This is a genomic window from Bacillus andreraoultii (assembly GCF_001244735.1).
GTDB lineage: Bacteria > Bacillota > Bacilli > Bacillales > Caldibacillaceae > Caldifermentibacillus > Caldifermentibacillus andreraoultii.
Genome location: NZ_LN868936.1, coordinates 361,675 through 376,798, shown reverse-complemented (window position 1 = coordinate 376,798; position 15,124 = coordinate 361,675). Strand labels below are relative to the sequence as shown.

Annotated in this window: 15 protein-coding genes; 9 read left to right on the top strand and 6 right to left on the bottom strand. The window is 35.0% G+C overall.

What is annotated here, in order from left to right:
- Window positions 1–1,036: 1,036 nt before the first annotated feature.
- Both BN2144_RS04790 and BN2144_RS04785 read right to left on the bottom strand, forming a co-directional pair.
- On the bottom strand, window positions 1,037–1,483 hold the full coding sequence (locus BN2144_RS04790; protein ID WP_050632211.1) for a hypothetical protein: 447 nt from the start codon (window positions 1,481–1,483) through the stop codon (window positions 1,037–1,039).
- A gap of 130 nt (window positions 1,484–1,613) precedes the next feature.
- Window positions 1,614–2,465 (bottom strand): LysR family transcriptional regulator, encoded by an 852-nt coding sequence (locus BN2144_RS04785; RefSeq protein ID WP_050632210.1) that lies wholly within the window; start codon window positions 2,463–2,465, stop codon window positions 1,614–1,616.
- 127 nt (window positions 2,466–2,592) lie between these two features.
- Here BN2144_RS04785 and BN2144_RS04780 point away from each other — a divergent pair, with 127 nt between their 5' ends.
- The 3 genes from BN2144_RS04780 (at window position 2,593) to BN2144_RS04770 (ending at window position 6,885) form a co-directional block, all read left to right on the top strand.
- A complete protein-coding gene (locus BN2144_RS04780) occupies window positions 2,593–3,216 on the top strand; it encodes an HAD family hydrolase (RefSeq protein WP_033827180.1) in 624 nt (207 codons plus the stop codon).
- Between the two features lie 36 nt (window positions 3,217–3,252).
- Complete coding sequence (locus BN2144_RS04775; protein ID WP_033827179.1) at window positions 3,253–3,870, top strand: NUDIX hydrolase; 618 nt, start codon at window positions 3,253–3,255, stop codon at window positions 3,868–3,870.
- Window positions 3,871–5,445: 1,575 nt separating this feature from the next.
- Window positions 5,446–6,885: a DDE-type integrase/transposase/recombinase gene (locus BN2144_RS04770; RefSeq protein WP_033826673.1), complete on the top strand. Its 1,440-nt coding sequence runs from the start codon at window positions 5,446–5,448 to the stop codon at window positions 6,883–6,885.
- A gap of 265 nt (window positions 6,886–7,150) precedes the next feature.
- On the opposite strand, the gene BN2144_RS04765 is transcribed toward BN2144_RS04770, so the two are convergent.
- Entirely contained in the window at window positions 7,151–7,585 is a 435-nt protein-coding gene (locus BN2144_RS04765) for a tetratricopeptide repeat protein (RefSeq protein WP_082195146.1), read from the bottom strand.
- A 577-nt stretch (window positions 7,586–8,162) separates the two neighbouring features.
- Between BN2144_RS04765 and BN2144_RS04760 the strand changes: the two genes are divergently transcribed.
- The 3 genes from BN2144_RS04760 to BN2144_RS04750 all read left to right on the top strand — a co-directional run bounded on the left by BN2144_RS04760 (window position 8,163) and on the right by BN2144_RS04750 (window position 10,443).
- On the top strand, window positions 8,163–8,381 hold the full coding sequence (locus BN2144_RS04760) for a helix-turn-helix transcriptional regulator (protein WP_407638002.1): 219 nt from the start codon (window positions 8,163–8,165) through the stop codon (window positions 8,379–8,381).
- Window positions 8,368–8,784: a hypothetical protein gene (locus BN2144_RS04755; protein ID WP_033827176.1), complete on the top strand. Its 417-nt coding sequence runs from the start codon at window positions 8,368–8,370 to the stop codon at window positions 8,782–8,784. The genes BN2144_RS04760 and BN2144_RS04755 overlap by 14 nt, the downstream gene beginning before the upstream one ends.
- 813 nt (window positions 8,785–9,597) lie before the next feature.
- Window positions 9,598–10,443 carry an AraC family transcriptional regulator gene (locus BN2144_RS04750; protein ID WP_033827175.1) on the top strand — a complete coding sequence of 282 codons (846 nt, stop codon included), beginning with the start codon at window positions 9,598–9,600 and terminating at the stop codon, window positions 10,441–10,443.
- A 106-nt stretch (window positions 10,444–10,549) separates the two neighbouring features.
- Here BN2144_RS04750 and BN2144_RS04745 read toward each other — a convergent pair whose 3' ends face one another.
- From BN2144_RS04745 to BN2144_RS04735, 3 genes are read right to left on the bottom strand one after another with little or no spacing between them, the layout of a single operon-like run.
- The gene (locus BN2144_RS04745; RefSeq protein WP_033827174.1) at window positions 10,550–11,200 is read right to left on the bottom strand and encodes a TetR/AcrR family transcriptional regulator; all 651 of its coding nucleotides are present in this window, start codon (window positions 11,198–11,200) and stop codon (window positions 10,550–10,552) included.
- 16 nt (window positions 11,201–11,216) lie between these two features.
- A complete protein-coding gene (locus BN2144_RS04740; RefSeq protein ID WP_033827173.1) occupies window positions 11,217–12,281 on the bottom strand; it encodes an ABC transporter permease in 1,065 nt (354 codons plus the stop codon).
- Between the two features lies 1 nt (window position 12,282).
- Complete coding sequence (locus tag BN2144_RS04735) at window positions 12,283–13,002, bottom strand: ABC transporter ATP-binding protein (RefSeq protein WP_033827172.1); 720 nt, start codon at window positions 13,000–13,002, stop codon at window positions 12,283–12,285.
- Window positions 13,003–13,689: 687 nt separating this feature from the next.
- Between BN2144_RS04735 and BN2144_RS19845 the strand changes: the two genes are divergently transcribed.
- The 3 genes from BN2144_RS19845 to BN2144_RS20055 all read left to right on the top strand — a co-directional run.
- Window positions 13,690–13,866 carry a hypothetical protein gene (locus tag BN2144_RS19845; protein WP_154665491.1) on the top strand — a complete coding sequence of 59 codons (177 nt, stop codon included), beginning with the start codon at window positions 13,690–13,692 and terminating at the stop codon, window positions 13,864–13,866.
- A 479-nt stretch (window positions 13,867–14,345) separates the two neighbouring features.
- On the top strand, window positions 14,346–14,588 hold the full coding sequence (locus BN2144_RS04725; protein WP_033827170.1) for a TIGR04540 family protein: 243 nt from the start codon (window positions 14,346–14,348) through the stop codon (window positions 14,586–14,588).
- Window positions 14,589–14,876: 288 nt separating this feature from the next.
- On the top strand, window positions 14,877–15,124 hold a 248-nt coding region (locus BN2144_RS20055), incomplete at its 3' end, for a hypothetical protein (protein WP_033827163.1).

Sequence of the window (15,124 nt, the reverse complement as noted above, 5' to 3'; positions counted from 1 at the left end):
CTGGATCAATAACAGGTCCAGTCTTTTTTCTTTTTAACCAAAAAGTTAAGAAGTCCGTTCAATCCCTTGTCCAATAAGGATAGTGGAGGAAAGAGGAGGGAGGAATAAAGAGTAAGCACTGAAGATAACCTCAACTTTCATCCAATATAATTCCATGCTTTTTTGGGAAATTTTCATGGCCTATTCAGTCTTTTCTCCTGATTCTTCTCTCTGTTGGGGGTAAAACATTTTAATGTTTACTGAATATTCAATACAACCCAGAACCGAAAAAAGAGGCGAAAATCGGGTGTTTGAGGGAAGAACTTTTTAGCATTGCCTTGTGGCTAGAAAATGGGGTTGAGGCCTTGTGGGAGTTGGGATGAGTGGGTGTTGGGGCGAGGGTAAAGGATTTTAGTTGGTTGATACAAACCGAAGGTTTTTCCGGTACGTTTCCCGGCAGACCTTCGGTTTTTTTATGCAAAATTCGGTGGAGATCCAATCGTAATCCAATCCCATGTTCAATTAAAATTCAATCCATATCCAGTCGCTTTTTTCATTTCTATATTCCTCCAATCCTTTGTCCAGTAAGGGTTCAGTCTAACTCTAGTACAATTCCTGTTGGGTTTCGCACAGAATAGAAATCCTATCCTTTCCAGTGTGTTTCTTCACCTTTTAGATCCAATGACCACTCAATTTTGATTCAGTTCTTTCCACTCAGGAACGTAATTTTTTTATCAAAATCATTGTAAAATCGGTACAATTTCATGCAAAAATCGGTAAAAAGGCGGGAACGTAATTTTTTTATAAGAGAAAATGGAAGGGGAAGTGAAGGGGGCGTGAGCCCTTGAGAGAGAAGGAGTTGAGGAGTGGTGGGAGGAAGGAGGGGCGTGGGAATGTTAATTTTTTATGGGGACATAGTAAACGTACGAGGATTTTATTTATAGAGGAAGCTGAAAGTAAAGGTTGCTTTTGTATGATGTTGGAACGGATGATTTATAGATTACGAATACAAAAAACAAAAAAAATCCTCCTGATAGTCAGAAAGATTTTCGTAATATTAATACACCACACCAAAATGCTCACTGGCACAACCATGGCAGGTATCTTTAGCAAACCTATGTTCAACCGCAACTTTTTCACCGCAGAATTGGCACTTTCGATATTGTCTTTTTCTAGTATTAATTGTTTTCATTAATAACTCAAGAATCATCTCTTGCTGTTCCACTTTACTTAATGACTGCAAGGTTTCCCAAGATAAAGAATGTTTTTTATATACTCCTGGAACTGGAACTGGAGATGGCATATAACCGTCCCATTGCGTAGCTTCATATCCAAATTCCAAGTCGTCGACTGTTTTCTTTAAATAGAACTCTGGTTCATCTGCAAATCCTTCTAACTTAAAATAAAATGTATAATCCATTAATACTGTCTCTTTTTCATTAAATGAATATTTTTCATATAGTGAGTTAATCCATTCACCTGCTCTTATTTTCAGTTGTTTCATATGGGTCAATCCTTTTTACTCGATTTGTTCAATGAAATTATAGCATCTGTAGTCAAACAAAGCATTAAAAGTTCGAGGTTTGGTCCATAAGTGATCGGGTCTTTTTTGTCGTTCGCAGGATATAAAAAAATTAATTCTTTAACAACTCCAATATTTTTTTAATAGTTGATTCCTTTTTAAGATTTTTTGAGGTGAATATATAAATATGGTGTGAGGGCATATCAAATTCACTTTCTAGGAAATACAGCTTTTTATCATTAATAAATGGTTGGGCTATCATAGAAGGTAGTAAAGTAAAATAATCTTGTTCTTCTATCATTTTTAGCACGATAGCAGTTTGATTCATTGATAATGCCGGTAAGTGATTGATGCCTGTAAACTCCATGAACCATTCAAAGAAAGCATCTCCCCAATTGTTTAATATAAATTTCTTACTGTTTAAATCATCAACAGTAATCGGCCTATTCAGTTGAAATCTGGAGACAAATTTAAAATGGTCCTCGATGTGTTCGTGTATCACTAAATTTGGATGTGTTGGTTTTGTATAAGATACTCCAAGGTCTATAACGCCATCTATCACTTTGCTAATAGTGTTCTCTGATGAATGAGTTTTAAGTTCTAAGGACACATTTCTATTTTCTATTGCAAAAGTGGATAAAGCGTTTCTATAGATATAGTTCCAGGCTGACGATGGCCCTCCTAACACTAAACGATCAATATATTGACCTTCTAATGCTAACTCTTTTTTACTTTCCTCAACTAATTCAATGATTCTTTTTGCATAGGGTAAAAAGATTAATCCAGAAGGAGTGAGTTCTACTCCTTTGTTTGTTCTTCTTAGTAATGGCTTTCCTAATTCTTGTTCAAGGCTTTTCAGTCTAGCCGAAACAGTTGATTGGGCTACATGTAACATTTCAGCACTTTTAGTGAAGTTTTTATATATTACTAATGATAAGAATGTATCTAATTGTTCTTTATCCATGTCTATCATTCTCCTGTTTTACAATCGGAAAATTCGATTATAGGCATCTAATATATTCATTAAACAAATAATACTATATGGGATACAATTTAATCAAAGACATTATTTTTTATAGGGGTGATAAAGTATGTTCAATTATTTGATTTTTGATGTGGACGGAACGATCTTAGATACCGAAGCAGCAATATTAAAATCTCTACAAAAAGTGTTGGCAAGTGAAGGTGAGGAATACCAAACAGAGGAATTGAGATTTGCATTAGGAATACCAGGAAAAGAAACACTCCGAAGACTAAATGTGACTGATGTAGAACGTATTCATTTAAAGTGGGCAAAGGCAGTATTAGAATTTTCCAAAGATGTAAAAGTATTTAAAGGGTTAGAAGAGATCCTAAAAGTTCTATCAAATAAACCTGTTAAAATGGGTATTGTTACATCCAAAACACATCAAGAATTAAAGGATGAATTTGATCCATTCGGATTAAGCTCATTCTTTCAATACACAATAAATGCTAATGATACCGAGAATCACAAGCCACATCCCGACCCCTTATTAGCTTGTTTAGAGGGCTTAGGTGCTACTAGGCGTGATGCCATTTACATTGGGGATTCAATCTATGATATGCAATGTGCAAAGAGTGCTGGGGTGAGATTTGCTCTTGCTTTATGGGGAGCAAAGACGGTAGAACCGTTTGAATCAGCAGACTATATATTAAAAGAGCCAAAAGATATTTTAACTTTAATAAAAAATTAAACTATAAGTATAAAATTGATTCGGTGGTGAAGGTTAATGGAACCAAAATGGCTAGAATGGGCAAAACAGCTTCAATCAATTGCACAAGCAGGGCTAACGTATTCGAAAGATATATATGACTTGGAAAGATTTGAAATGATTAGGGCCATTAGCATTGAAATGCTGTCACTACATACGGATGTTAGTAAGACTGTAATAAAAGATTTGTTTGCCAATGAAACAGGTTATGCAACTCCTAAAGTAGATATTAGAGCTGTCGTGTTTAAAGATAATAAAATCTTAATGGTTAGAGAAAACACAGATGGGGATTGGGCGTTACCTGGAGGTTGGGGTGACATAGGTTTATCTCCAAGTGAAGTTGTAGTCAAAGAAGTAAAAGAAGAATCAGGGTTTGATGTGAAAGCAAAAAAATTAATAGCTGTACTCGATAAGAAGTGCCATCCACATCCGCCTTCCCCGTATCACGTTTATAAAATGTTTATCCAGTGCGAAATCATTGGTGGAAAACCGCAAGAGGGTATTGAAACAAATGCAGTTGAATTTTTTGCAGAAAATGAACTTCCATCTTTATCAATAGCTAGAAATACAGAATCACAAATTCAATTGGTATTTAAACATTTGAGTAATCCCGGGGAACCTGTCTATTTTGATTGACATTTGAAGCTAATGCTACCAGTTGTGAATAGGAGGTGTCATTTTTACCTCTTTATTCTTTCTTCTATTATGTGTAGCTGTTACTTTCTTCTTCCCCATGCTAAAAAGTTCCTCCCAACTGCTTTATAGTTGGTATCCAAACAGCAAAGGAAGCAGGATGAGCAGCGGGCAATCTATTATGTAATCAATCGTTACTCAATCGGTTTCTTCAATAAAAAAAACAATCAAAATTCGGGGCGGGTCCAGTAGGACTTCGTCCCTTTTCTTTTTGTCCAATATATCCTCAACCCCTTGTCCAAAAAGGATTTCAGTCCTCTTCGTTCTAATTCTCTTGCTTCTATTATGTTGTTTTCCTCACTGTATAAACCCGTAGGGTTTCCGTTGTTTTTCAGGCATTTTCCAATGGTTTCGTTTCACTTTTTCCATTCCTTTCTCTTGCTTCTTCCATCCATTCCGGGAAGAACTTAATTACATAGAAAGAATATTCTGCACAACCCAGAATGGAGAAAAGAAGGATAATGGAGGAAAGAAAGCCCTTTGAGGGAAGAACTTTTTAGCAGAAAAATGAAGGATAAAAAAGGGCGTGGAGCCTTGAGGCCGTAGGGTTTGAGAGGGATGGGAGATGAGAAGGTGGGAATTCCAACTTAATAACAGGTGGATAGTTCATCGAAGTTATCTCCATAATTCTCATGCATTTCTGAAAGATGAACGCCTTGCTTAAAAATGATCAAACTTTTTTATAAAACTGAAACCTAAATCTACTAGAGAAGAATCCTTTTTAATCAAATTTTTTCAAAATGAATTCTTTTTAATTACCTCGAAATATGGGTTTAAAGGTATTTTTGATCAAACTCAACTTTTAAGCTATACGGGAAGGACTTAATAAGTTTGTCTGAATATTCAATATAGTATAGAGTGGAAAAAAAGAAGGAAAAATTGGGTGATTTGCGGAATAACTATTTAGCAGAATGGAAGAAAGAAAAAGAACGAGGAAAGAGGGGATGGGGTAGGGAAGATACCAACTTTTTTGCCATTTGAATATCTACTCCGTATTCTCTATTCTGGAATGTAATCTTTTATCAAAATCATTGCAAAATGGTACAATTTTGGGCAAAAGACGGCAAAAGTGTGGGATCGTTTTTTTATAAGAGAAAAGTGAAGAGATAATGGAGGGGCCTGAGCTCTTGGGAAAGAAGGTGTTAAGGGGAGTGAGATGGGGAAGGTAATTATTCGATGGGGACAATGATCATCTGCTAGTATTTTCTAAGCAGGTTTTCAATATATCCCAGTACTTCCCATTACAAGTTTAATGTATTAAGTGAATAATTATAATAACTGGCTGCTAGTTTATATTTTCTATATTTAAAAAAATAATCAGCTAAAATTTTTAAATATAAATGTTTTTCATATTCCAACCCCCTCTCTTCAAGTCGTATTGTCAAAAGTTTTTATATTAAATAGGTTAACAACCATTGATTTATAAGGCATTGAACAAAAAAAGACTTGCCACCCCCTAAAATCTATGGTTAATTGAGGTTACCACACACACAACTAACAAGATTGGAGTGAACAAGTCTGTATCCTCAATTATTAACCTATTTATTTGAATTTATCAAGTACCAAGATGAGACTATCAAAATTTTACAGACTCTTTTAATTGGAAAGAGTATGTTTGATAAACCCGAAGAAAAACCGATAAGCAAGCCTTATCGAAAACTACAGGTGGATGAGCTTCCGATTGTTGAAACACTTGAAAAGCTTGATTATCAAGAACTACTTAATGATTTTCTAGAAAAACACGGGAAACCATTAAAACCGGTTCGTAGACATAAAAACGCCAAAGTTTGTGTGCCTTCTCATTTGAATTGTCCAAAGTGTGGTGCTCCTTCTGATTTTCTTTATGCAAATAATGGAGATAAAGGACAATATCAATGTAAAGTGTGTGCGTGTTTGTTTAGCGAAAAGAATCGTTATTTGAAAGAGGCCATTTTACGATGTCCTCACTGTTCAAAAACACTTGAAAAGATAAAAGAACGAAAAGATTTTGATGTTTTCAAGTGTAAAAATAATCAATGTTCTTACTACCAAAAGAAGTTAAAAGGTCTTTCGAAAGAAGAGAAGAAACCGTTCAAAAAAGACCCACAAGCGTTCAAAATGCGCTATATATTTCGCCTGTTTAAGTTCGACTATAAGCCACTGTCGAAAGAGTCTCCAGAGTTACCGAAAGTAGATTTATCGAAATTGTACGTGTCTCCGCATACACTGGGACTTATTTTGACTTATCACGTAAACTACGGCTTATCAGCGCGCAAAACCGCGGCCATTATGAATGATATTCACGGAGTTTCTATTTCTCACCAAAGTATTTTAAACTACGAAAACAGTGTCGCGCTCATAATGAAACCGTTTATCGACCATTATCCGTATGAGCTTTCCAATCAATTTTGCGGTGATGAAACGTATATCCGTGTGAGTGGACGTTGGAATTACTTGTTCTTCTTCTTTGATACCGTAAAAAAGATTATTTTGTCGTATCCTGTTTCACCAAACCGAGATACACAGGCAGCTGTATTAGCCATTGATGAAGTATTGCTTAAGCTAAAAGAGATTCCAGAAGATCTTACTTTTGTGGTCGATGGGAATCCTATTTACCTTTTGGCTCAACACTTCTTTGCCCAGCACGATATCCACTTTGATGTGAAGCAAGTCATTGGATTAACCAATGAGGATCCTGTTTCAACGGAATATCGACCGCTTAAACAAATTATTGAGAGACTCAATCGTACTTTTAAGGGTAATTATAAGGCTACACATGGGTTTGGTTCAGAAAAGGGATCGGTATCCTATGTGACTTTATTCGTAGCATATTTTAACTTTCTCAGGCCACATGCTTCACTGGAGAATAAAGTGCCAGTTATGATCCCAGAACTCTCCAAATTGCCACACATGCCGGCACGTTGGACAAAAATGATTGAACTCGCTCAACAATGGCTTCTAGAAATACAAGCCGCCTAAATTTAGCTTTAGCTGAGCCCTTGAATGGTTTAACATTCAAACCAGCCATTTGGCGAAGCGAACCCTTGACAAACCGAACTAGCCGATGGTTTAAAATTTTCGGAAAACAAGGGCGTATTTGTCATGCCTTAATTTAGTTCCCTTCGCCCTTGTTACACCTAACTTAAACCATCGGCGTGTTTGTCAAGGGCAAATGGCGACGGTTCTCCACCTTATTTCGGAATAAATCTTGTTTGCTTATCCGTTTTTCATAGAACTTTTGACATTACCCTTCAAGTATTGGAATGATTTTCTTTAATATTAAATCTTTAAAGGAATCGTTATACCCATTAATTAATTGGTCAAATACTTCAAATTCATATTTATAAATAATATCTATAGTTTCTTGGGAATTAATATTATTTAGGCCTTTTTCTAACCATTTATTTGCATTGTGTAAATCGTCTAATTTAAAATACTCTTTCACTAAACTAGATATAGTTATAAATATATCTGGATTTGAAATGTTTATTTGTATTTCATAAGCTTTTAAATAATATTTAATTGCCTCGTTTGGTTTGTTCATTATAGAGTATAATTTACCAGTATTTTGAAGACAAAGAGCATACCGATTTTTATCATTAAGTTCCAAAGCAATACTCTCAGCAAACTGATAACTTTCCAACGATTTTTGATAATCTTTTAAAAGAGTATACGTAATTCTGTAACTGCTAAACTAAAATTAACAGTTTCCGCCAGATAAAATTGAACACTTTTTAACTATAAATTTCACAGTTCGGCTATCATGTAATAATGATTCATCTCTTAATCAATCGTTTATTTAAATATCAAATCAATACAAATTCGGGCTGGATCCAATAGCGGTCTAGTCCTTATCTATGTGTCCGGCATCTGTCCAATCCCTTGTCGGTACTTAATTCGTGCGACTACCAATCGATTTTCAGTTGTCTACACACCCTATACATCTACGGGTTTCCAGATAGTAACCAATTGATTTCTTAACTGCAACATCGCTCCCAAAATTGCTATATTTTACGTCATTTCTTCTGACCCATTTCTCTACTATGGTGAATAATGATTTTACATAATCAGAAAGTTCCGTATGTCTCAGAATGGATTAAGGGGAATGAGGAGTGAAGGGGGCGGGGGAAAAACTATAAAACAGCTAGATACATAGGGAAATCCTACATTATTGCATAACATAGGGATATGAAGTATACCTCATGTGAAGTGAACTTCATATTAAGGGAAGTGGAAAGTAAACGTTGATAAATAAAGTGAAGGAAAATAGAAATAAAAAGGGGCTTACACAAAAGCAGTTAGCTGAGATGGTTTTTGTTTCACAACGTACGATTATTTCACTTGAAAAAGGACAATATAAGCCATCCATCATGTTAGCTTATCGACTAGCTTGTTTATTTGAAACGACAATAGAAGAATTATTTTGTTTAGCTGAAAATAAAGATTTGGAGGACAAGAACTTTGGAAATCTATAACAAACGAAAATTCTTATCAGGGATAATGGGAATTACTATTGCACTGTCTGCATTAATTGCTTTAGTAATAAAAGGGTTTAGTTTAAAATTGTTTATTTTAGCAGTACTTATTTTTTTGATTTCTATATCTAGTATTCGAAAGAGCATTTCAAAACGACTAACCATTCAGGATAGAATCGAAGAACTAGATGAAAGAAATCAAGAAATAGAACTGAAGAGTAATGCATTATCATTCAAAATCTGTCAATATACAGTAATTTTTTTGGAAGTAATATCTATTATCCTCTATGGCATTTATAAAGTTGAGGTGCTCATTTGGATGATAATAGTATTAGCATTTATTGTATTTGTTACATTTACATCTGAAATGTTAAGTAGCATTCATTATGAGAAGAGGATTTAGTTATGTTGAAAAAATATTGATGTTTTTTTCAAATGATAGGAAAGCATTTCGTCACACCCACAGTCTAAAAGCTGTGGTTTTTAATGCGACCATACCATATTAGATGATCAATTAGCCGAACTTTTTCTCGATATGGTCGTTTATACCCCTTCTAGATGACCGTTTCCGTCATTTTCCCGGCGAATTGGTCGTCTACAACGCTTCTAGATACCCAATTACCCGAACTTCTTCACGATTTGGTCATCTATAACACATCTAGATAACCATTGAGTCTGCTCGTGTTATTGCTGAACAAACAGGGGCTTTGCTGGACAAGAATTTTGAATAAATTAATAGTCTTTTATAAAACACGTTGAATATCCTGAGCCCAGGAAATATATTTTTTCTATATCCCCCCTAAATGCTTATGTACTTGGAACAGGGGAGAGAAAGCAGATACATGTATCAAGAAGTTGAGGAAATAAGTAATCAATATTTGGGCCTGATCCAATATAGGTTCAGTCCTTTTTTGACTACAGAAGGGGATAAATTTTCCAATTTCTACTTTTCTATATACTCGGCGAACTACGTCTCTTGATTGCCTAAAGGCTCAGCAATCACTGAGTTACCCTTATCCATTTTTCCCCAATTAAGAACTTCATTTACATGATGAAATGGAAATAAATTGCTTGAATTCTATCTGTTGAAGGAAAGCTCTCAAAGGAAATAGAATTAAGTGATATAGTAAGGAAATAATCCGACTTAATTGTGCAAGAAATGACGGATAAAAAAATACATTTTCCTATATAGTTGATATAAGAAAGGAGAGGAAAGATGGATTGGATAGATAGAATGAATAGTGCTTTGGATTATATTGAAAACAATCTGGAGAACGAGATAAATTATAGGGAAATTGCAAAAGTTGCTCATTGCTCCGAATATCACTTTTCAAGGATGTTCTCATCTATTTCGGGAATCACTCTTTCTGAATATATTAGACGGAGACGCTTAACACTTGCAGCATTTGATATTCAAAAGAGTGACATTCGAATGATAGATGTTGCCATTAAATATGGCTATGAGTCTGCGGATTCTTTTTCCCGTGCTTTTCAAAAGGTTCATGGAATTAAGCCTTCAGAAGCACGAAATAAAGGGATACAATTAAAAGCTTTTCCAAGAATTTCATTTCAAATTTCGATAAAAGGGGATACCGAGATGGAGTATCGGATTGAGAATCTTGATTTTGATTTAAAAGTTGTAGGAAAAGGTAAGGAAGTCAAAACAAGTAGAGCATTTAAAACAATTCCAACGCTTTGGAGCGGTGCCAAAAAAGATGGATTTATGCAGCAGTTGATTGACATGTCCTGGGAAGAACCAAAATGCACTCTGGAAAGTCTTTTGGGCGTGTGTGGAAAAGAGGCAGCCATTATGGATGAAGAATTCACATACTTTATGGGTGTTCGATATGATGGAGAAGTACCGAGTGATATGGAAACGTTAGATATCAAACACAGGACTTGGGCTGTCTTTCCAGGTATAGTGAAAGCTTGGGAGCGATTATACACAGAATGGGTCCCAACTTCTGGATACGAACTGGCTGATATTCCATGTATCGAATGTTATTATCCACCAAAGCATAAACCAAGAAACGAACTATGGGTTCCTGTGATTCCTAAATAAGCAAATGGATCTATTCAAAATTAAAGCCTCCTGCAAGATAATGACTAAAGGACAAAACAGAATGGATTCTTGTGGTCGGAGCTAAAGAAAAACCAAAAAAACAGGACTAGGAAGTCTTCCCAATCCCATTAATGATAAAACGAACGATATGATCAATGTCTTCGTCGTTTAGTGATTGATTATTTAGTAAGACAAAACGTGAAATAATGAAACCAAATACCGTTGTAGCTAACAAATTTATAACTTGGGATATCGGACCATCCATAATTTCACCTCGTTTTTGGAAAGTGTCGATGACTTTCGTTAAACGGGGTGCTGCCTGCTCAAATATATATGGAAGCAGTTCCCTTTTCAATTCTTCTTTATAAATCATTTCTTTGATAAAAACTTGGAGTATTTCCTGATTAGCTAAAAGAAAATTTATACGATTTTTCAAAAGCTGTCGCAAAAACTCTTCAAACGTTATATTGTCATTCATAAGTTCTTCAAATAATTCATCGATCATTGATGGAAACAGCTCTTTTAAGAACGGAACCATAATGGATAACAATAAATTTTCCTTTGTACCATAATGTTTAAAAATGGTTCCTTCTGCTACTCCAGCAAGTTTCGCAATTTCTGCTGTGGCTGTATTTGAGTAGCCCTTCTCTGCAAATAATGAGATGGCTACTTCCATTATCTTCTGTTGTTTGGCTGTCTGTTTATCAGAACTTTGGATAATTTTTGCTATTTTATCTAATAAGTTTTGATTTTCCATTTTGTCACCAACCTTATTACAGTTTTCGATACTTCTTAAGAGCAAATAAATTCAATACAATAAATAAGACTGCAAAAATGAGTAAAACGTATAAATCCTTACTTATATCCGTTAAGTTTAGCCCTTTATACATGACTCCTTTTAAAGCATCGGCTACATAGTACAAAGGCATAAACTTAGCAAGTACTTGTAACCAATCGTCCATTCCTTCAATTGAAAAAATACCCGAGAAGAAAATTTGAGGAACAATTACAATTGGAATAAACTGTATCATTTGAAATTCGGAACTCGCAAAGGAAGATAATAAAATACCAAGCGACAAGGCAACAAGAGCGACAATGACATTGATTACGATTACATGCCAAATGGAACCCACTAAAACGATATTGAGCACATGAATTGAAAAAAGGACAATGACAATAGTTTGTAAAAAGGCAAGTAGACCATAGCCAATCAAATAGGCCGCAACCACTTCACCTCTTTTGATAGGTGTCGCCATTAAACGCTCCAAAGTTCCTGTTGTCCGTTCATTTAATAAACCGATGCCGGAAATTAAGAAAACGAAAAAGAAGACGAAGAACCCGACTAACATAGGACTAAAGGTATCGAACGTTTTCGTTTCACTACTTCCATATACATAATTCGTCTGGATGGCCTCATTTTGAAGTAGGTTTTTTTGAGTAGCATGATTACTCATTAGTTGTAATTGAGCCATTTTATTTACAATTTGTGTTACTTTCATCTCTAAACTTTTGGCTACGGTTGGGTCATCATTCAGTAATGTTAATGTTGCGCTCTCTCCTTTAATTTCTAAAAATCCATCTAAATGATGTTTCAACACGGCCGCTTCAGTATCAATTCCCCCATCCAACTCTTTTACAACGATATCAGCCTCTTCTAACGATTGAATCATTTGTTCATTTCCATTTTCAATCCCTAAAACAGGATCCACTGTTTTCCCATTAAAAACGAGATTCATTAATGTTAGTATTAATAGAGGGGCAATAAATAGGAGAGCTAATGTCCGTTTATCTCGTATAATTTGTAATAAGATCCTTTTTATTAATGCGACTGTTCTCATTTTATTTCCTCCCCGCTACCAGAAAAGCATCTTCAATAGAATCTACTGAATATTGGTCTTTTAATTGTTGAGGTGTACCTGTAGCGATGAATGAGCCATCTCTAATCATGGAAATATAATCACATTTCTCTGCCTCATCCATAACATGGGTCGTTACAATAATCGTTTTTCCTTCCTCATTTTTTAATCGAAGTAATTCATCCCAAATACTTACTCTTAATTCAGGATCAATGCCGACTGTCGGTTCATCTAATATGAGTACTTTAGGATTTTGAAGGAGAGCAATGGCGAGAGATAATCGGCGTTTCATTCCTCCCGAATAGGCTGACACTTTTTTATTTAGGTCAGGTGTTAAGTTGACTAAATCCGCCGCATACTCCATCCTTCGTAACCGCTCGGACTTGTTTAATTGATAAAGGGAAGCGAAGAACATAAGATTTTCCTTGCCAGTAAGTCCGGTGTATAGGGCATCCGATTGAGCCATATAACCAACTTGTTGTAAAATTGGTAAATTCGGCATTTTTTCCCCCAGCAAAAAGATAGACCCTTTATCAGGAACATCCATTCCTACAATCATTTTGACGAGTGTCGTTTTTCCTGCTCCAGACGGTCCGATGAGGCCATAAATCTTCCCTTCTTCTGTTTCAAAATGAATGTCCTGTAAGATACTTTTTTTGCCGAAGCTTTTACTAATATTTTGAATGGATATGGTAGGTAACATGCTTAATTATTCCTCCTTTATGGAAAAAAGTGAGTAATCAATCACTACAATAAAAGTATATGATTGTTATTATAGTAAGTCAATAAAAAGTGAGTAATTACTCAAATATGCATTATTGGGGAGATTTGAATATGAGAAGAGGGATGACTTTGGAAATTCCAAACGAATATGGAAGTTAGGATAAAATTGCTAAGTTGTTTGTCATTAGGGGAAATGATTGGAGAGAAAGACCACGTATATTTGCAGATTGTTGAATTAGCTGATGAAAGGGTGAACTAAAAACTGTATTTAAAGGAGCTCTAAGAAGGGTTGTTAGGAGATACATGAACGATCCCATAAGTGTTAATTTTTAAAAAAGTCGTAGTTTATTTCATTTAATTATTATAAAATAATAAAGAAGTAGTGATAAATTTACTTACAAGTAGTGGCTGCTTCACTTGTAGCTTATATTACATATGTTGGTCTATAGCAAGTGGTCTTGCTACAGTGTTTGTTGAATACAATTTAAAAACAGGTTATTTTAAACGAAGAATGGCCACAGCATTTGGATACTGACCCAAACTACTATTGGCAGAAAGTCCAAATGAGATTATATAAAGATCGTGCTCGTAAAATTTTACTATCTGACAAGACAACTAAAGGTACAAGGAATCTTATCATGACATAATAACTATAAGGGGTGAAGAAATGGGTTTTAATAAAATATATAACCTTGGCTACCTCGTATATGTTTTAGCTCTAGTTATTGCCTACTTTTTGGTTCCAACTGAACATATGTTTCTTGCTATATTGATATTGACTATCTTTTACGGAGTATTTAACTTTATTGTTACCGCAAAATATAGCCATGAGCGAAAAAAGTGAATATGAAGGATGAGGAGAGCGGGAAGTGGGTAAAGAAAGAGGAAGAAGTATGTATCAAGGAGCTTTCGGAACCATTTCCTAATCAAAAATTACGTAATATTCGGGCTGAATCTAATACGGGTTTAGCTCTTTTTTATTTTATGAAACTTGAAACCCCTTCTATTCAATGCTCAATAAGAATAAGGCTTCATTAGAAATTCAATCTTCTCTCTTTTTTCCTATTTCGTATTCTTCTACATGCAATAAATGTTCGTCTCACTTTATTCTCCAAAGCCCCTCTCTATGATGGACAATAAATTAGGAAAACAGCGAAAAATGATAGCACGAATAAAAAAGGGAATTTGGGGTGTTATCTTATGTTTTTTCCTAAATCAATGGGCGAAAGTGTAGTTAGCTGAATACCAGTTAAAATTGAATTAAGAATTGAGTAAGAGTAAAATAAGAATTAAGTAAAATCAACGGTGCCGGGGGTGAACTTTGTGGAAATCCGACTTTTTTACCGAACGCAACGGGATTTAGCAGTAGCGTTAAATCAGTTAGTTGATTCCTATTGGCAAGAAGATATTAAAGAGGATGAACTTATAGAAGGTATAAAAAGCTTATATGAACACAACCAAGAGAAGTTGATAAAAAATAATGATTTTACAAAAGTCGTTCAACAACAAAGTGGAAAGAGGAGACTCGCTGTCGTTGGAAAAATATTAGAAAAGGAAATAGGGTAAAATCCGTATGTGAGAAGTAGGTTTCGATGATAATAGAATGAGAATATTCTTCAAGCGTGAACGGTACGTCTTATTTATTATTTAAGCTAAAACAAGTCATAAAAAACTACCAACGGACTACATTGAATTGGTATTACAGACGAAACAGTATGGTGTATCAAAGGTTGTTACGGTGAAAACTTGGCCGACAGAAGAGGAAGTAGATATAAATCCATACACTTTCCAATAAGTTAAGATAGATTATCAAGCGAATAAACAAATCGAGTTGATTGAATAAGGGTGAAAGTAATGAATAAAAGTGCATTGAAAAAGTTTGCGACAGAAGCTCGTAAAGAACTGCTGGAACGAGTGGAATTACAAGCAAGAAAAATTGGGATCACTGCTGAATCCATTCAAAAAGCAAATGTTGAAAGCTCGGACGCCGTCTTTATTGACGGCAGACAGCTTTCAGATATAGAAAGACGACAACGGAATAAACTCATTGCGCGTATCAATGAAATTGGTTTCGAACGCGTGATAGAAGAAACGGCATACAC

Coding starts and splice junctions, on each gene's coding strand:
- BN2144_RS04790 (WP_050632211.1), bottom strand. CDS start 1,483: ATGAAACAACTGAAAATAAGAGCAGGTGAATGGATTAACTCACTATAT.
- BN2144_RS04785 (WP_050632210.1), bottom strand. CDS start 2,465: ATGGATAAAGAACAATTAGATACATTCTTATCATTAGTAATATATAAA.
- BN2144_RS04780 (WP_033827180.1), top strand. CDS start 2,593: ATGTTCAATTATTTGATTTTTGATGTGGACGGAACGATCTTAGATACC.
- BN2144_RS04775 (WP_033827179.1), top strand. CDS start 3,253: ATGGAACCAAAATGGCTAGAATGGGCAAAACAGCTTCAATCAATTGCA.
- BN2144_RS04750 (WP_033827175.1), top strand. CDS start 9,598: ATGGATTGGATAGATAGAATGAATAGTGCTTTGGATTATATTGAAAAC.
- BN2144_RS04745 (WP_033827174.1), bottom strand. CDS start 11,200: ATGGAAAATCAAAACTTATTAGATAAAATAGCAAAAATTATCCAAAGT.
- BN2144_RS04740 (WP_033827173.1), bottom strand. CDS start 12,281: ATGAGAACAGTCGCATTAATAAAAAGGATCTTATTACAAATTATACGA.
- BN2144_RS04735 (WP_033827172.1), bottom strand. CDS start 13,002: ATGTTACCTACCATATCCATTCAAAATATTAGTAAAAGCTTCGGCAAA.
- BN2144_RS19845 (WP_154665491.1), top strand. CDS start 13,690: ATGGGTTTTAATAAAATATATAACCTTGGCTACCTCGTATATGTTTTA.